The organism is Nitrospirillum amazonense (assembly GCF_029594735.1).
Taxonomy (GTDB): Bacteria; Pseudomonadota; Alphaproteobacteria; order Azospirillales; family Azospirillaceae; genus Nitrospirillum; species Nitrospirillum amazonense.
Window position 1 is genome coordinate 1,738,729 of record NZ_JARPAF010000004.1, and the last position, 17,288, is coordinate 1,756,016.

A 17,288-nucleotide genomic window follows, 5' to 3' on the forward strand; every position below is an offset into this window, starting at 1 on the left:
CAATGTTCTTGCGACCGCGCCGCCTTGCCCGCCTGATCCTGGTCAGCCTGCTGTCCTCGGCCCTGGCCGTGGAGCCGGTGCTGGCCCAGGACCGCGGCATCAACCTGGTGCGTGACGCGGAAATCGAGCACACGCTGCGCGTCTTCGCCACCCCCATCTTCCGCGCGGCCGGTATCGTTCCCGACGCGGTCACCCTGGTCCTGGTCAATGATGACGAGCTGAACGCCTTCGTAGCGGGCGGCCAGAACATGTTCGTCAACACCGGCCTGATCATGGCGGCCGACACGCCGGAACAGCTGATTGGCGTCATGGCCCACGAAACCGGCCACATGGCCGGCGGCCACCAGGTGCGCTCACGCGACGCCATCGAGAACGCCGTCATCCTGTCCACCCTGGCCACGCTGCTGAGCGTGGCGGCGGCCATCGGCGGCACGCGTCGGGGCGATGGTGGTGGTGCCGCCATGGGCGGCATCGCCGGCGCGCAGGAACTGGGCGCCCGGTCCTTCTTCGCCTTCAGCCGCGCGCAGGAGGCGTCGGCGGACGAGGCCGGCCTGTCCTACATGGAGGCCAACGGCTATTCGTCCAAGGGCATGCTGGAGTTCATGGAGAAGCTGCGCCGCCAGGACGCCGGCCTGCCGCAGACCAAGCAGGTGGAGTTCCTGATGACCCACCCGCTGACCAAGAACCGCGTCGAATACATCGAGAACTTCGTCGACCACATCTCGAAATTCACCAACGCCAAGATGCCCTCGGCCTATTACGACATGCACCAGCGCATGCGGGCCAAGCTGTACGGCTTCATCCATCCCGACCTGGCCCTGCGCAAGTATCCTGAGAGTGATACCAGCGTCCCGGCGCGCTACGCCCGGTCCATCGCCTATTACCAGGTGGGCGACATCAACAAGGGCCTGAAGATCGTCGACGGCCTGATCGAGCAGGAACCGAAGAATCCTTACTTCTATGAGCTGAAGGGCCAGATCCTGTTCGAGAACGGCCGCGCCAAGGAAGCGGTCGACCCCTACCGCAACGCCGTCAAGTATGCCCCCGACAGCGCCCAGCTGCGCATGGCCCTGGGCCACGCCCTGCTGGAGGCCGGCGATGATAAGCTGGTGCGCGAGGCCATCGATGTCCTGCGCTCCTCCGCCCGGGATGAGCCGTTGGTGGAGCTGACATGGCTGTTGCTGGCCAGCGCCTACGCCCGCGCCGACATGGCGCCGCAGCTGGCCTATGCCCGCGCGGAAGAGGCTTTGGCCCGGGGCGATATCCGCGCCGCCCGCTATCACGCCGACCGGGCTGAGCAGATGCTGCCGGCCGGGTCGCCCGACTGGGTGCGGGCCCAGGACATCCGCGTGCTGGTGGAAAGTCGCCTGCCGCACAACATGCGTCCGCAACTAGCGCCCAGCAGCGGCCTGGCCTCGCCCGACACGCCCATCATCTCCACCGGGCGCATGCCGGAAGACGCGCTGTCCACCGGCGGAATCTCCGCCATCGGGGCGGGCTTTCCCAGTGTCGCCGACCTGCCCAACGCCACCACCATCGGCAGCGGCCCCACGGGCCTGGGCACGTTGGGGACGGGAACCCCGCTGGGGGGCCCGATGGTGGGACCGCCCTTGGGCGGCGCGGGCCGTGGCGGTCCACAACCCGGCGGGCGCTGATCCTTATCCGCCGCTTTCTTTTTCAGTCACCGCAGCGGGCTTGCCGCGCCGCCAAAGCCCAACTGCCCAGTTCACTGGGGCCTGTCAGGCGGGGTCGCGCGCCTGTTCCAGGGCCCAGGCGGTGACCAGCGCATCGGCGATGCGCATCATCATCAGCAGGGCCAGCCGGCGCGCGATCTCATCCAGGGGGCGCGCCAGATGCAGATGCAGCATGGCGACCGCCCCGGCATGGGCGCCACCGCCGCTGGAGGCCTGGGGAGTCAGCGGCCAGGCCAGCGTCATGGCGTCGTCGGTGAACTCGTGCCGCAGGTCGCCGGGGCTGCGCAAGGCCGTGGCCAGGGCGCCGGTATCGGCCACGGTGGCCAGGGGATGGCCGGCCGCGTCCTGATAGCGCCCGCGCCCCGCCAGGATGCGCGCCGACAGCCGGTCGGCGCCATAGATGACGCAGAACAGGCCATCCGCCGGCTGCTCCAGCACCTCGGCCATCTGGTCCAGCGCGGCGGCCGCCGCCGAGGACGGGCCGGACAGGGCCATCTGGCACAGCCCCAGGCCCGCCACCCGTTCCATGCCCAGGCAGGAGCGTTCCAGCGTGCGGATATGGTGGTAGGCCCGCAGCGCCGTGATGGTGGCGGTGACCAGCTTGCGCGCGGTCAGTTCCGTCTTGGCCTTGTAGTCGTTCACGTCATAGCCGGCGATCACCGCATCTTCCGGCGCCTGGCCCGGCTGGCCCGTGCGCAGGATGATGCGCACCGCCCGGTTGCCCAGCTCGTCACGGATGCGGGGCACCAGCTTCAGGCCCGCGTCGTCGCTTTCCATCACCACGTCCAGCAGGATCATGGCGATGTCGTGTTCCCCCTTCATGACCTCCAGCGCCTCGGCGGCGGAATAGGCGGAGATGAAGGCCAGGCCGCGGCCCTGGAACGCGAACTTGCGCATGACCAGTCGGGTCATGGCATGGACCTCGGGATCATCGTCGACGATCAGCACCTGCCAGGGCGGCATGCCCGGAACCAGTTCCGAGACCTCGTCGGCCTCGTCCTCTTCCTCGTCCTGGAACAGGAAATCGTCGTCATCATCCGCCATGGTCATGGCCAACCCCACCGTCGTGCCCGGGCGCGGAAGCGCATCCCCGCCGGCGCGGTCCCTCGTGACCCGGGCCTGTCCATGACCGCACAGCGCCGCGGCCCTGGCAAGCGCGACGATAGGTAGCCTACAAACGTAGGCGGCGGCCGGTTCGCGCACGACGCCGCACCCGGGTCCCGCCAAGGCTTGCGGCATTGCGCCCCGCCGCCGGCTGGTCCATGCTGCCGGCCTTCACCGTTCCCCGAAGGTTCGGGCCGCAAACCGGAGTTCGTCTCGATGTCGCGTACCATCGCCGCCACCCTCTACGCCACCGTGGCGCTCGCCGGCCTGGCGGTCGTCAGCCCCGTCTTCGCCGCTGACAAACCGATGGGCGACAAACCGATGAGTGACAGGCCGGTGGCCGACAAGGGCCCCTACGACAAGGCGCAGGTGGAACAGATCGTCCACGACTACCTTCTGGCCCATCCCGAGGTGATCGCCGAGGCGGTGCAGGCCCTGCAGGACAAGAGCGAGGCGGAAGAGGCCAAGGCCGCCGCCGACGCGCTGGTGAAGCACAAGGATGAGCTGTTCGCCTCCAAGACCTCTCCCGCGGGCGGCAACTTGAAGGGCGACGTGACGATGGTGGAGTTCTTCGACTACCAGTGCGGCTACTGCAAGCACACCCAGCCGGAGATGGACGCCGCCATCAAGAAGGACGGCAAGGTCCGCATCGTCTACAAGGAATTCCCCATCCTGGGCCCGGCGTCGGTCATCGCCGCCAAGGCCGCCCTGGCCGCCAACATGCAGGGCAAGTACGACACCGTGCACGCGGCGCTGATGGCCGCCACCGGCAAGCTGGACAAGGACCGCATCCTGTCCATCGCCAAGGACGCCGGCGCCGACACCGACCGCCTGGCCAAGGACATGGAGTCCCCAGCGGTGCAGAAGGAGATCGACGCCAACCTGGCGCTGGCCGACGCGCTGAACATCCACGGCACGCCGGGCTTCGTCATCGGCAACACCCTGGTGCCGGGCGCCATCGGCGCCGACGCCTTCAAGGATCTGTTCGCCAAGGCCCGCAGCGCCAAGAGCTGATCCCCGATCGGTCACGCCAGCAGGCGTCAGGCCGGTTTTCTGGGCGATAGGCGGACAGCGGGGCGCATGGGCGGTCCCCGCCGCATGTGTGCGTGGATTCTTGCCCCCGCTGCTGCCCGTGTTATAAAGCGCCCTTCGACGAACGGCGCGCGGGGGACGCATACCCCCCCACGTTCGGTTTTTGAGACGTACGTACGCAAAGGCGATACATCCTTGGCCATCGCGCCCTCCGTCCTGATCCTGAACGGTCCGAACCTCAACATGCTGGGGATTCGCGAGCCGCACATCTATGGCGCGGAGACGCTGGAGGATATCGAGAACGCCTGCCAGGAGACGGCCGCGCGCCTGGGCCTGGAGGTCGATTTCCGCCAGTCCAACCATGAGGGCGAACTGGTCACCTGGATTCAGGAGTCCCGTGGCGAACACGACGCCATCATCCTGAACGCCGGCGCGTACACACATACATCCATCGCCATCCACGACGCGCTGAGCGCCGTGGGCCTGCCGGTGGTCGAGGTGCATTTGAGCAATATCTTCCGGCGCGAGCCGTTCCGGCATCATTCCTATGTGTCGCCGGTCGCGAAGGGCGTCATCTGCGGCTTCGGCTCGCAGGGTTACCTGCTGGCGCTGCAGGCGGCGGCCCGCCTGATCGACAGCCCACCACCCGCGTGACCCGTGACAGGGCAACCGTAACGCCGGCACCGGCGCAGCACCTACGGGCAACCGGCCTAACCCAACAAATCGATCGACCCATCGGCGGCTTAACCGCAGCCCAGTACCCAGGATCATGACAATGGCGACCTTCGAACTCGACAGCGAATTCGTCCGCAAGTTGGCCGAGCTTCTCGGCGAGACCGGTCTCACCGAAATCGAATACGCGGAAGGCGAAAAGCGCATCCGCCTGTCCCGCGCGGCACCAGCCGCCGCCGTGGCCCCGGTCGCCGTGGCCGCCGCCCCGGTGGCGGCTGCCGCCCCCGCCGCGGCCCCGGTGGCCGCCGTGCCCCCGGCCCAGCACCCGGGTGCGGTGAAGTCCCCCATGGTCGGCACCGCCTACCTGGCACCGGAGCCGGGCGCCGGCACCTTCGTGAAGGTCGGTGACGCGGTGAAGGTGGGCCAGACCCTGCTGATCATCGAGGCCATGAAGGTCATGAACCCGATCAAGGCGACCAAGGCCGGCACCGTGACCCAGATCCAGGTTGGCGACGCCCAGCCGGTCGAATACGGCGAAGTCCTGCTGATCATCGAGTGAGGGTTTGACCATGGGCGGCCTGTTCGAAAAGGTCCTGATCGCCAATCGCGGCGAGATCGCGCTTCGCATCCACCGCGCCTGCCGCGAGATGGGCATTAAAACCGTGGCGGTGCATTCCACCGCCGACGCCGACGCCATGCACGTCCGCCTGGCGGACGAGAGCGTGTGCATCGGCCCGCCCTCGGCCAAGGAAAGCTACCTGAACATTCCGGCCATCCTGTCGGCGGCGGCCATCACCGGGGCGGACGCCATCCACCCCGGCATCGGCTTCATGTCCGAGAACGCGCAGTTCGCGCAGATGGTGGAGGAGCACGGCTTCGCCTGGATCGGCCCGTCCCCGGAACACATCCGCATCATGGGCGACAAGGTCACGGCCAAGCGCACGGTGCTGGACCTGGGCCTGCCGGTCGTCCCCGGTTCCGACGGCCCGGTGGAGACGGTGGAAGCGGCCCTAGTGAACGCCAGCCGCATCGGGTACCCCGTCCTGATCAAGGCGGCGGCCGGCGGTGGCGGCAAGGGCATGAAGGTGGCCTGGAGCGAGTCCGAGCTGCGGGAGGCCTATCAGCTGGCCCGGGGCGAGGCGCGCGCCGCCTTCGGCAACGACCAAGTCTACATGGAAAAGTACCTGGCTAAGCCGCGCCACATCGAAATCCAGCTGCTGGGCGACCACCACGGTACCGTGGTGCATTTCGGCGAGCGTGATTGCTCCATCCAGCGCCGCCACCAGAAGGTGGTGGAAGAGGCGCCGTCGCCGGCGCTGAACGCGGAAGAGCGCGCCTTCATCGGCAACCTGGCAGCCAAGACGGCGGCGGCCTTCGGCTATCGCGGCGTCGGCACGATGGAGTTCCTGTACGAGAACGGGCAGTTCTACTTCATCGAGATGAACACCCGCCTGCAGATTGAGCACACCATCAGCGAGATGGTCACCGGCGTCGACCTGGTGCGTGAGCAGATCCGTGTGGCCACCGGCGCACCGTTGGGCTACGGCCAGGACGACATCAAGTTCAACGGCCATTCCATCGAATGCCGCGTGAACGCTGAGAACCCGGTGACCTTCGCCCCCAGCCCGGGCAAGATCGACGGCTACCACGCCCCGGGCGGCCTGGGCGTGCGCGTTGACAGCGCCCTCTACGATGGCTATCGCGTGCCGCCGCACTATGACAGCATGATCGCCAAGCTGATCGTCCACGGGAACAGCCGTAACGAGTGTCTAATGCGCCTGCGCCGCGCCATCGAGGAATTCGTCATCGGCGGCATCGACACCACCCTGCCCCTGCACCAGCGCATCATCGCCCAGCCGGACTTCATCAACGGCGACTATGACATCCGCTGGCTGGAGGAATGGATGAAGAACCAGCCCGCCGGCTGATTTTCATCCTTCGGCATCGCTTCAGCGCGGGCCCGGGAGCGACCGTGACGGTCGGTCCCGGGCCCGTCGCGTTTCCGGGCCTGCACGGACCGGGGAAATGCACTACCCTTCCTGTCACTGAGCGCGACCCTGGGACCGGCATGGCCTTTCTTGTCTTCATCGCCCTGATGGTAGCCCTGTGGGCCCTGATCCGTAGTGAAAAGTCGGAGCGCCGTCTGGCGGAGGTGAACGCCCGGCTGGAGTCGCTGACCCGCCGGTTGAGCCACCTGGAGGGGGGTGACCCATCCGTCCAGCCTGCGGTGGCGCCGCCGCCCGCCCCCACCCTCCCGGCCTCCGTCCCGCCGCCCAGCCCAGTCGCCCCACCGCCGCCGACGCCCATTCCCAAAGCCGTTCTCCAGCCCGCTTCCCGGCCCGCCGCCCCGTCGCTGGAACAGGCGCTGGGCACGCGCTGGCTGGTGTGGCTGGGTGCGCTGGCCGTGGCGCTGGCCGGCGTGTTCCTGGCCAAATATGCCGTGGACCAGGGCCTGCTGGGCCCCGCCGTGCGCCTGACCCTGGGCGGCCTGTTCGGCGCGGCCCTCGTTATCGCCGGTGACGTGATGCGCGGCCGCGCCGGGGACACGACCACGACCGAGGCGCCCCTGTCCGCCGCCTCCATCCCCGCGGCCCTGACGGCGGCGGGCCTTGCCATCGCCTTCGCCTGCGTCTACGCCGCGCACGCCCTGCACGGGCTGATCGGCCCCGGCGCCGCCTTCGCCGGCCTGGGCGCCCTGTCGGCCGTGGCTTTCCTGCTGGCCCTGCGCCATGGCGGGGGCGACGGGCTGTCCCCCGGCGCCTTCATCGCCCTGCTGGGCCTGGGCGGCGGCCTGGCCGTGCCCGCCCTGGTGCCCAGCGACCACCCCTCCGCCTGGGCCCTGTTCGGCTATCTGGCCCTGCTGAATACCGCCACCCTGGCCGTAAGCTGGCGCCTGCCGGCCGCCTGGCTGGGCCTGCCCGTGCTGGCCGGGGCGGCGTTATGGGTGGTCACCGCCGCCGCGCATACCGTGGAAGCCACGCCCATCGTCCTGTTCCTGGTGGCCTTGTCCGCCGCCGGGCTGGGCTTCGGCCTGCTGGACCTGCGGCGGGAGCGGCCGGTTGTCACCGATGCCTGGGTTGTCGCCGCCCTAGGCGGCCTGCCCATGGTGCTGGATTGGTTGTTGCTGGTGGCCACGGACTATGACGCCGCTGGCGTGGCCGGGCTGGCGGCCCTGGCCCTGCTGGCCGTCGCCGCCGCGCGCGCGCCGTCCCACAGGCCGGAGGTGACGGAGGCGCTGGCGCCCATCGCCGCCCTGCTGGCCACGCTGGCATTGGCCCAGGGCTATACCGTGCGCACCGCCGGCCTGTCCTACCCCGTCCAGCTGGGCGTGGCCGCCGCCTTCGGCCTGGGCTTCGCGGCGGCAGGGCTGCGGGCCCTGACCGGCACGCACCGCCTGCCCCGGGCCTGGGCTTGGGGTGCCGCCCTGCCCCTGGTGGGGCTGGCCTGGGCCGGCTGGACCTTCGATCATACTGGCGTCCTGCCCGACCTCGCCTGGGCGGGGGTGGCCATGGCGCTGAGCGCCAGCATGGCCTGGGCCGCCGCCTGGGCGGGGCAGGCGGACCGGCCGCAGCCCGTGCCCGGCGCCTTCGTGCTGGCGGCCTTGGCCCTGGCTGGGTTGGCGCTGGCCGCCCTGCTGCGTACCTCGTGGCTGACGGCGGCGGTGTCGCTGCTGGTGCCGGCAGCGGCGCTGATCGAAAGCCGCACGACGGCCGCCCCCCTGGCCGCCCCGCTGGCCAATGCCTTGCGGCGCGGGGCGGTGGCCGTGGCTGTCGTGGTGGTGGCACGCCTCACCCTGAACCCCTGGCTGCTGGACTATCCGCTGAACGGCACCTCGCCCCTCAACTGGCTGCTGTGGGGCTATGGCGTGCCGGCGCTGGCCTGCGCTGCCGGCGCCTGGCTGTTGCGGCAGCGGCGGGACGACCGGCCGGCGCAGGGGCTGGCGGCGGCGGCCCTGGTGCTGGGCCTGCTGTTCGCCTGCCTGGAAATCCAGGTCATGCAGACCGGTAGCCTGGCCAGCGATCCCTTCGCCCTGTTGCCCACCAGCCTCCGCAGCGTGCTGTTCCTGGCGGTGGCGCTGGTGCTGACCGGGCGGGCCGGCAGCGCCGCAGGGCCCGTGGCACACCCCGTCGCCCATTGGGGTGCCCGCATCCTGGTACGGGTGGCGGCGGCCCAGGTGGTGCTGGTGCAGCTGGGCGTGCTGAACCCCCTGTGGGCGGTGGAGCCGGTGGGGCCCTGGCCGGTGTTCAACCTGCTGCTGCTGGTCTACGCCCTGCCCGCCCTGCTGTTTGGCCTGGCGGCTTGGCGGCGGGAAGCCGGACTGGCCCGCCGCGCCCTGGTCATCCTGGTGCTGGTCCTGGCGTTCACCTGGGTGTCGCTGGAGGTGCGCCAGGCCTTCCACGGCAGCACCCTGACCCTGTGGGCCCATGGCGGCGAGCGCACGGACGCGGAGTGGTACAGCTATTCCGCCGCCTGGCTGGCCTTCGCCCTGGTCCTGCTGGCGCTGGGGGTGCGCACACGCCGGGCGGACCTGCGCTATGCCTCGCTGGCCGTGCTGCTGGTGACGGTGCTGAAGGTCTTCCTGTCCGATATGGCCGACCTGACCGGCCTCTTGCGCATCCTGTCCTTCCTTGGCCTGGGCCTGTGCCTCATGGGCATCGGCTACGTCTACCAGCGGGTGGTGTTCGCACCGGCACGGGCGCCGGCCAATCCAACGCCAGGTGAGACACCGTGATGCGCCTGACACCGGAACTGCTGCTGCGCGCCTACGCCATGGGCGTCTTTCCCATGGCGGAATCCGCCGATGACGACGAAATCTTCTGGTTCGACCCGCCGGAGCGGGGGATCCTGCCCTTGGACGGCTTCCACGCACCGCGCCGCCTGCTGCGCACCGTGCGCCAGGGGCGCTTCCAGGTCAGCGTCGACACCGACTTCGAAGGGGTGATGCGGGCCTGCGGCGAATCCACCACCGATCGGCCGGACACCTGGATCAACGCCCAGATCCTGGAGGCCTACGTCGCCCTGCATCGCCAGGGCCATGCCCATTCCGTGGAATGCCGGCGCGAAGGCCGGCTGGTGGGCGGCCTCTACGGCGTGTCCATTGGCGGGGCATTCTTCGGGGAGAGCATGTTCTCGCGCGAGACGGACGCCAGCAAGGTGGCCCTGGTCCACCTGGTGGCCCGCCTGCGCGCCGGCGGCTACAGCCTGCTGGACACGCAGTTCGTCACCACCCACCTGTCGCAGTTCGGCGCGGTGGAAATTCCCCGCGCAGAGTATCAGGCGCGGCTGGCCCGGGCGCTGCCCCGGCCAGCCCGGTTTCACTGCGGCTTAGACGAGGGCGCCTTGGTCGCCGGGTTTTTGCAGTCCACCACCCAGACGTCATAGACGGGGTCTTCCATTGCCGACAGGGCCGGGCTGGAGGCAAACATCCAGCCGGTGAAGACCTTGGCCGCCGGATCGTCCGGCTTGGCCTCCACGATGTCCAGGAAGGCGGCCGATTCCGGTTCCTCGATGGGCGTGGTCTTGCGACAGGCGCGGGCGGCCACCGTCAGCTGCCCGAAGCGGCCGCTCTGGCCCACCGCGATCTCCACGGTGGAGACGCGGCCCGTCACCTTGTCCAGGCCACCCAGCACGGCGATCTTCATGTCCTCGAAGGTGCGCGCCACGGCCGGCTGCGGCGGCAGGGGCGGCAGCGGTGTCACCGGCGAGGCAGCGCCCTCGGCCGGGACTGCGGCGGCCCCCTCCGCCGGCGCCTGCTGCGGCGGCTGGCCGGCGGCGCCGGGGCCGGTCACCGGCTGGCTGGTGGGCGGCTGCTCCTCCGGAGCCTGGTCGCCGGACTTTTTCTGATCCGGAATCACCGCCGGTGGGGCCGGCGGCGTGCCTGGAATGGTGGGGGCGTTACCCGCAGGCGGGTTCTGGGACGCGTTCTGGGCCCAGGCGCCGGCCGCGGCGGCCAGCACCAGGCACGAGGCCGCCGCCATCAGCAGGCGGCGCTGGCTCATTTGCCGCCGCCGTTCAGCAGCCCCTTGGACGGGTCGGCCTTGGGTTGCTGGGTCTGGGCGGGCTGCTGCCCCTGCGGGGCCGGCTGTGCGGGCTGGCCCTGATTCTGCTGACCTTGGCCGTCGCCGCCCTTGTTGGCGTTGTTGCCGCCAGCGCTGAAGATGAAGCGGCCCAGCAGATCTTCCAGGTTCACCGCCGACTGGGTGTACTGGATGCGCCCGCCAGGCTTCAGCATCTCTTCCTCGCCACCGGGCTGCAGGTTCAGGAACTTGCCGCCCAGCAGGCTTTCGGACGCGATGCCGGCGCTGGTGTCCTCGGGCAGCTTCACCTGGTTGTCGATCTGCATCTCGATCACGGCCTGGTAGGTCTTGGGATCAAGATAAGCTTTGGTGACCGAGCCCACCTTGACGCCGCTGATGCGCACGTCGCTGCCGGCTGTCAAGCCGCCGGTGCTGGCGAAGCGTGCCTGCAGGGCATAGCCCGACACGGCACGGATATTGGCCGTCGTGTAGGCGAAATAGAGGAAGAACGCCGCCACCACCAGGACGACGGCCCCCAGCACGGTCTCGATCACATTGCTGCGCATTCGCTTCCTCTGGAAAACTCTAGAAATAGGACAGGTCCGGAAAGACGCAAGGCCCCGGGAGGGGCCTTGGCCGACGCCTGTCGGGGGGACACCGGTGCCACTGCCCGGTCCCCAGCCCTGTCATCCAACCTGTCACGACGTCGGGGCGGCGTCACCGTCGGCGATACGCCGCGCATCCTGCAGGCCGGCGTCCCTTACGCGGGGGTCCAGGGCTCGTAATCGCCGGTGGCGGCGGCGCGGTGGCCACCTTCATAGGTGTGACCGGGCGGACGGTACGCGTCCACGGTGCCGGTCTGGTTGGCCTCGTGCGGCTTCACCCACGGCTTGTGGTAGGCGCTGTTCTCCGGCAGGGGCTGTTCCATGGAGTAGTGCAGCCAGCCGTGCCACTCGGCCGGGACGGCCGACGCCTCGGGCTCACCCGCGAACAGCACCCAGCGGCGCACCTTCATGCCCGGACGCGCCTTCTTTTCCCGGAAGTAACGGTTGCCGAACCGGTCGGTGCCCACCAGCTCACCCCGCCGGGAAATCAGCAGGCGGATCGACAGTTGGGACAGCCAGGTCAGGATGGAGATGCGTTGGGTCATGGGCCAAAACCAGAAAAGTGTGAACAGGGCCAAGCGCCTGGCAGCGGGCCCCCCGAAACGGACCGGCCGGACTATGGCAGTTTCGGCCCCCCGCGTCCATACGCTGAGGGGCCGCAGCCAGCGGGTAGCTCCCCCGCGTGACGTCTATTGGGATCGGCCGGCCTTGCGCGCCCGCCAGCGGCGCCAGGCGGCGACGGGGCCATGGTCGGCGCGGATTTCCCAGGTCAGCAGCAGGATGCCGGCCAGGACCAGGGGCAGGACATAATACAGGAATCGATAGGCCAGCAGGGCGCCGATGGCGCCGCCGGCAGGGCCGTGGTCGCGCAGGCCCAGCAGGAGGATGGTTTCGAACACGCCCAGGCCGCCCGGCACGTGGCTGACGATGGCGATGGCCAGGCCGGCGCAGAACAGGGCGGTGAACTCCATGAAGCCCACGCCCGTCTCCGGCGGCAGCAGGGTCCACAGGGCCGCCGCCGACAGCAGGATCTCCAGGGACGCGATGACGATCTGCGACAGCATCACGCCCGAGGACGGCAGGGCGAAGGACCAGCGCCATAGGCGCACGGGCTTGTGCGTCACCGCCGCCGCCACCGTCATGGCGCCCAGGCCCACCAGCACCAGGCCGGCAACACCCTGCAGCAGCCAGGCCGGCACGTTCAGCAGGCCGGCCCCCACCTCCGGCCCGATGGCCACCCCCAGCGCCCCGGTGAAGGTGATGCCCAGGGTGAAGGTGGTGGTGGAGAAGACGACGATCTTGGCGATGTCCGCCGCCGACAGGCCGGCCACCGAATAGACGCGATAGCGCACCGACCCGCCGCTGATGACGGCGAAGCCGACGTTGTTGGAAATGGCGTAGCCGGCGAAGCTGCCGAAGCCCACCGTGCGGTAGGGTAGCTTGATGCCCAAGTATTTAAGGGCGGATACGTCGTAGAGCGTCATCACCAGGTAAGCGCCGGCCACCAGGCCCGCCGCCTGTGCCACGCTGGCCCAGGGCAGCAGCCGGACATAGGCCCAGACCTCCGCCGGGCGGAAGTCGCGCGCGACATGGCGGATGGCCAGCACCACCAGGCCCACAAGCACCAGGGCCGTGACCAGGGTGGTCAGGCGCTTCATCCAGTTGGGCTTGGCCCCATCGCCAGTCACCTGGCCACCGCCCGCCGCCTTGTCATCCACCGCGCTTCCTTCCGGTTTTCCCCCCGCCGGGGCGCGCGCCGCCGGATTGATGACCACCGGGTGATGATAAGTCGGTCGGTCGGGGCGCTGGTCTGGGCTGCGCTCAGGGGGCATTCGGGACAGGGATTCTCAAAAGACAAGGGCCAAGACGCCGCACCGTCTGCGGTGCCGGAGGGGCACCCTGCCATCTTCCAGGGGGGTTGGAAACCCAAAAGCGCGGGGGCGCCCCGGGTGTTCCCGGTCCGCCGGGCGCACCGCCCGGGAAGTGGGCGGCCGGACGCATTCTTCAGCTTGCGAACCAGGGTGAGCCAAAACCATGAAAGGCTCGGTTTCGTTGAAGAATCGCCCCCTGTACGAAGAGTCAACCACAACCGGTATGCACCTCCCCTTTAGAGACCACAAAATGTCGTTGATGGTCGAAACATGGTGGCATACGCTTCCCCGACATACAGCATCTAGGGGTGCTGTCGCGGCGTAGAGCACCGGGGACCAGCCCAGGTTTTGGGGTGGTTTTGCCTGTTTCCAGGACCCCAGGTCCGGACAACGATCTCCGGAATCGGCGCCCCCGCGACACCCACCCCACCATCGCGGCATTTCATTCGGGGGTCGGGGCACCATGCGCATCGAAAGACGGTTCACGGTCGACGGTCGGGACGCTTACGAGGGGATCGCCTTCCGCACGGCGACCAGCGAGATCCGCAACCCCGACGGCTCGGTGGTTTTCCAGGCCAAGGACATCCAGGTGCCGGCGGACTGGAGCCAGGTGGCCTGTGACATCCTGGCCCAGAAGTATTTCCGCCGCGCCGGCGTGCCCGCCCGCCTGAAGAAGGTGGAGGAGAACGACGTCCCGTCCTTCCTGTGGCGCCAGGTCGCCGATGAGGACGCGCTGGCCGATCTGCCCGCCAAGGAGCGGGTGGGTGGGGAGACCTCCGCCCGCCAGGTCTTCGACCGCCTGGCCGGCACCTGGGCCTATTGGGGCTGGAAGGGCGGCTATTTCGATTCCGAAGCCGACGCCGGCGCCTATTTCGATGAGATGCGCCACATGCTGGCCCGCCAGATGGCGGCCCCCAACAGCCCGCAGTGGTTCAACACCGGCCTGCACTGGGCCTACGGCATCGACGGCCCCGCCCAGGGCCACCACTATGTCGACTTCAAGACCGGGGAGCTGGTGGCCAGCACCTCGGCCTATGAGCACCCGCAGCCGCACGCCTGCTTCATCCAGTCCGTCGCCGACGACCTGGTGAACGAGGGCGGCATCATGGACCTGTGGGTGCGCGAGGCCCGCCTGTTCAAGTACGGCTCCGGCACCGGCTCCAACTTCTCCCGCCTGCGCGGCGATGGCGAGCGGCTGGCCGGCGGCGGCAAGTCCTCCGGCCTGATGAGCTTCCTGAAGATCGGCGACCGCGCCGCCGGGGCCATCAAGTCGGGTGGCACCACCCGCCGCGCCGCCAAGATGGTGACGGTGGACCTGGACCACCCGGATATCGAGGCCTACATCGACTGGAAGGTGGTCGAGGAGCAAAAGGTCTGCGCCTTGGTGGCGGGCTCCAAGCTGGCCAACAAGCATCTGAACGCCATCATGGCGGCGGCGACGGAAGGCATGGGCCCAGACGCCGACCGCCTGGACCCGACGAAGAACAAGGCGCTGAAGCGGGCCATCATCGAGGCCCGCAAGGTCATGATCCCGGAAAACTACATCCAGCGGGTCATCCAGTTCGCCGGCCAGGGCTATACGGAGATGGAGTTCCAGACCTATGACACGGACTGGGATTCCAGCGCCTACCTGACCGTTTCCGGCCAGAACTCCAACAACTCCGTCCGCGTGCCCGACGCCTTCATCCGCGCGGTGAAGGAGGATGCCGACTGGAACCTGATCCGCCGCACCGACGGCAAGGTGGCCAAGACGCTGAAGGCCCGCGACCTGTGGGACAAGATCGGCCACGCCGCCTGGCAGTCGGCGGACCCCGGCGTGCAGTACGACACCACCATCAACGATTGGCACACCTGCCCCGAGTCCGGCCGCATCAACGCGTCCAACCCCTGCTCGGAATACATGTTCCTGGACGACACGGCCTGCAACCTGGCGTCCCTGAACCTGATGGAATTCCGCCGGGCCGACGGTTCGTTCGACACCGACGCCTTCCGCCATGCCTGCCGGCTGTGGACGGTGGCGCTGGAAATCTCGGTCCTCATGGCGCAGTTCCCCTCCAAGGAGATCGCGCGCCTGTCGTATGAGTACCGCACCCTGGGCCTGGGCTTCGCCAACGTCGGCGGCCTGCTGATGGCCGAGGGCATTCCCTACGACAGCGCCGAGGGCCGGGCCATCTGCGGCGCCATCAGCGCCATCATGACCGGTGTCGCCTACGCCACCTCCGCCGAGATGGCGGGTGAGCTGGGCACCTTCCCCGGCTATGCCCCCAACGCCACGGCCATGCTGCGCGTCATCCGCAACCACCGCCGCGCCGCCTATGGCGCCGGGGAGGGGTATGAGGGCCTGTCGGTCACCCCGGTGCCGCTGGATGCGGAGGATTGCCCCGACCAGCGGCTGATCGTGGCCGCCCGCCGCGCCTGGGATGAGGCGCTGGAGCTGGGCGAGAAGCACGGCTACCGCAACGCCCAGGCCACCGTGGTCGCCCCCACCGGCACCATCGGCCTGGTCATGGACTGCGACACCACCGGCATCGAGCCGGACTTTGCGCTGGTGAAGTTCAAGAAGCTGGCCGGCGGCGGCTATTTCAAGATCATCAACCGCGTGGTGCCGGAAGCGCTGGCTCGCCTGGGCTATTCCGCCACGGACGTGGCCCGCATCGAGCGCTATGCCGTGGGCCATGGCACGCTGAAGGGCGCGCCGGGCGTGAATCATGAGACGCTGGCGGCCAAGGGCTTTGGCGCGGAACAGCTGGAAAAGCTGGAATCGGGCCTGGCCAACGCCTTCGACATCAAGTTCGCCTTCAACAAGTGGACGCTGGGCGCCGACTTCCTGACCGGGGCCTTGGGCGTGCCGGCGCACAAGCTGGAGGAATTCGGCTTCGATCTCTTGTCCCACCTGGGCTTCACCAAGGCGGAGATCGAGGCCGCCAACGTCTACTGCTGCGGCGCCATGACTCTGGAGGGCGCGCCGGGCCTGAAGGCCGAGCATCTGCCGGTGTTCGACTGCGCCACCCCCTGCGGCAAGATCGGCACGCGCTATCTCTCGGCGGAAAGCCACATCCGCATGATGGCGGCGTCGCAGCCCTTCATCTCCGGCGCCATCTCCAAGACCATCAACATGCCCAACCATGCCACGGTGGAGGAGTGCAAGGACGCCTATATGCTGTCGTGGAGCCTGGGCCTGAAGGCCAATGCGCTCTACCGCGACGGCAGCAAGCTGTCCCAGCCGCTGAACGCCCAGGTGCTGGAGGAGGATGACGAGGACGAGGGCACCGAGACCACGCTGGAGCGCGTGCTGGAAGCTCCGGCCGCCATGCGCGTGGAAGTGGTGACCGAGCGTATCGTGGAAAAAGTGGTGGAGAAGGTGGTGCGCGCCCAGCGCGAGCGCCTGCCCCACCGCCGCAAGGGCTACACCCAGAAGGCCACGGTGGGTGGCCACAAGGTCTATCTGCGCACCGGCGAGTACGAGGACGGCAAGCTGGGCGAAATCTTCATCGACATGCACAAGGAGGGCGCCGCCTTCCGCTCGCTGATGAACAATTTCGCCATCGCCATCAGCCTGGGCCTGCAATATGGCGTGCCGCTGGAGGAGTATGTGGAGGCCTTCACCTTCACCCGCTTCGAACCGGCCGGCATGGTGCAGGGTAACGACGCCATCAAGATGGCGACGTCCATCCTGGACTATGTGTTCCGGGAGCTGGCCATCAGCTATCTGTCGCGCACGGATCTCGCCCACGCCACGCCGGACGACATCCTGCCCGACACCATGGGCGGCGGCGTGAAGCAGAGCGATCTGCCCCCGCACGCGGCCGAGGTGGCGGAGGAGACGCTGAACGCGGTGGCGCGCATCACCTCCACCGGCTATGTCCGCAACAACCTGCCCAACCTGCGGGTCCTGCCCGGCGGCCAGGCCGGCCGCGCCGTCGCCGCCTTCCAGACGGCCACCGCGACCGCCACCGCCAGCGTCGAGACCCACGTGGCCACCGGCACCCACGGCGCCGCCCAGGCCTTCTCAGCCCTGAGCCGTGCGGAAAAGGTGGTGACCGGCACCAGCTACGGCGGCGCCGTCTCCGGCGGCGGCGACGCCCGCTGGGAACGCGTCAAGGAAGCCCGCGCCAAAGGCTACGAGGGCGACCCCTGCCCCGAGTGCCAGAACATGACCCTGGTGCGCAACGGGACGTGCCTGAAGTGCGACACCTGCGGCAGCACCACGGGGTGCAGCTGAGGGCGGGGCGGGCAGTGCCATGAAGCACCCGCCCGCTTCGCATAAAGCTTAAAACTTAAGGCCCGCCCCGA

13 protein-coding genes are annotated in these 17,288 nt (G+C 69.0%); 8 read left to right on the forward strand and 5 right to left on the reverse strand.

Annotated elements, in window-relative coordinates:
* The first annotated feature begins 2 nt into the window (after positions 1–2).
* Positions 3–1,655, forward strand: coding sequence for a M48 family metalloprotease (locus P5F91_RS28340; protein WP_246134213.1), 1,653 nt, complete (start codon positions 3–5; stop codon positions 1,653–1,655).
* An 84-nt stretch (positions 1,656–1,739) separates the two neighbouring features.
* Here P5F91_RS28340 and P5F91_RS28345 read toward each other — a convergent pair whose 3' ends face one another.
* Positions 1,740–2,744 (reverse strand): DUF3369 domain-containing protein, encoded by a 1,005-nt coding sequence (locus P5F91_RS28345; protein ID WP_211106829.1) that lies wholly within the window; start codon positions 2,742–2,744, stop codon positions 1,740–1,742.
* A gap of 270 nt (positions 2,745–3,014) precedes the next feature.
* Between P5F91_RS28345 and P5F91_RS28350 the strand changes: the two genes are divergently transcribed.
* The 6 genes from P5F91_RS28350 (at position 3,015) to aat (ending at position 9,884) form a co-directional block, all read left to right on the forward strand.
* A complete protein-coding gene (locus P5F91_RS28350) occupies positions 3,015–3,812 on the forward strand; it encodes a DsbA family protein (RefSeq protein ID WP_145608936.1) in 798 nt (265 codons plus the stop codon).
* Between the two features lie 213 nt (positions 3,813–4,025).
* Positions 4,026–4,484 carry a type II 3-dehydroquinate dehydratase gene (gene aroQ / locus P5F91_RS28355; protein WP_145608935.1) on the forward strand — a complete coding sequence of 153 codons (459 nt, stop codon included), beginning with the start codon at positions 4,026–4,028 and terminating at the stop codon, positions 4,482–4,484.
* A gap of 121 nt (positions 4,485–4,605) precedes the next feature.
* The gene (gene accB, locus P5F91_RS28360; RefSeq protein WP_145608934.1) at positions 4,606–5,061 is read left to right on the forward strand and encodes an acetyl-CoA carboxylase biotin carboxyl carrier protein; all 456 of its coding nucleotides are present in this window, start codon (positions 4,606–4,608) and stop codon (positions 5,059–5,061) included.
* Positions 5,062–5,080: 19 nt separating this feature from the next.
* Entirely contained in the window at positions 5,081–6,430 is a 1,350-nt protein-coding gene (gene accC / locus P5F91_RS28365; RefSeq protein ID WP_145609094.1) for an acetyl-CoA carboxylase biotin carboxylase subunit, read from the forward strand.
* 140 nt (positions 6,431–6,570) lie between these two features.
* The gene (locus tag P5F91_RS28370; RefSeq protein WP_277908904.1) at positions 6,571–9,234 is read left to right on the forward strand and encodes a DUF2339 domain-containing protein; all 2,664 of its coding nucleotides are present in this window, start codon (positions 6,571–6,573) and stop codon (positions 9,232–9,234) included.
* Positions 9,234–9,884, forward strand: coding sequence for a leucyl/phenylalanyl-tRNA--protein transferase (aat, locus tag P5F91_RS28375; protein WP_145609092.1), 651 nt, complete (start codon positions 9,234–9,236; stop codon positions 9,882–9,884). Before P5F91_RS28370 ends, aat begins: the two co-directional genes overlap by 1 nt.
* Here aat and P5F91_RS28380 read toward each other — a convergent pair.
* The 4 genes from P5F91_RS28380 to P5F91_RS28395 form a co-directional block, all read right to left on the reverse strand.
* Positions 9,818–10,501: a DUF2155 domain-containing protein gene (locus P5F91_RS28380; RefSeq protein ID WP_277908905.1), complete on the reverse strand. Its 684-nt coding sequence runs from the start codon at positions 10,499–10,501 to the stop codon at positions 9,818–9,820. The two genes, aat and P5F91_RS28380, sit on opposite strands and share 67 nt — an antisense overlap.
* A complete protein-coding gene (gene mlaD / locus P5F91_RS28385; RefSeq protein WP_145608932.1) occupies positions 10,498–11,085 on the reverse strand; it encodes an outer membrane lipid asymmetry maintenance protein MlaD in 588 nt (195 codons plus the stop codon). Before mlaD ends, P5F91_RS28380 begins: the two co-directional genes overlap by 4 nt.
* Positions 11,086–11,279: 194 nt before the next feature.
* Positions 11,280–11,669, reverse strand: a complete 390-nt coding sequence (locus P5F91_RS28390; RefSeq protein WP_004272057.1) for an NADH:ubiquinone oxidoreductase subunit NDUFA12 — start codon at positions 11,667–11,669, stop codon at positions 11,280–11,282.
* Between the two features lie 144 nt (positions 11,670–11,813).
* Positions 11,814–12,842 carry a putative bifunctional lysylphosphatidylglycerol flippase/synthetase gene (locus tag P5F91_RS28395; protein ID WP_277908906.1) on the reverse strand — a complete coding sequence of 343 codons (1,029 nt, stop codon included), beginning with the start codon at positions 12,840–12,842 and terminating at the stop codon, positions 11,814–11,816.
* 616 nt (positions 12,843–13,458) lie between these two features.
* On the opposite strand from P5F91_RS28395, the gene P5F91_RS28400 reads away from it, so the two are divergent.
* Positions 13,459–17,217 (forward strand): vitamin B12-dependent ribonucleotide reductase, encoded by a 3,759-nt coding sequence (locus tag P5F91_RS28400; protein ID WP_277908907.1) that lies wholly within the window; start codon positions 13,459–13,461, stop codon positions 17,215–17,217.
* Positions 17,218–17,288 lie beyond the last annotated feature (71 nt).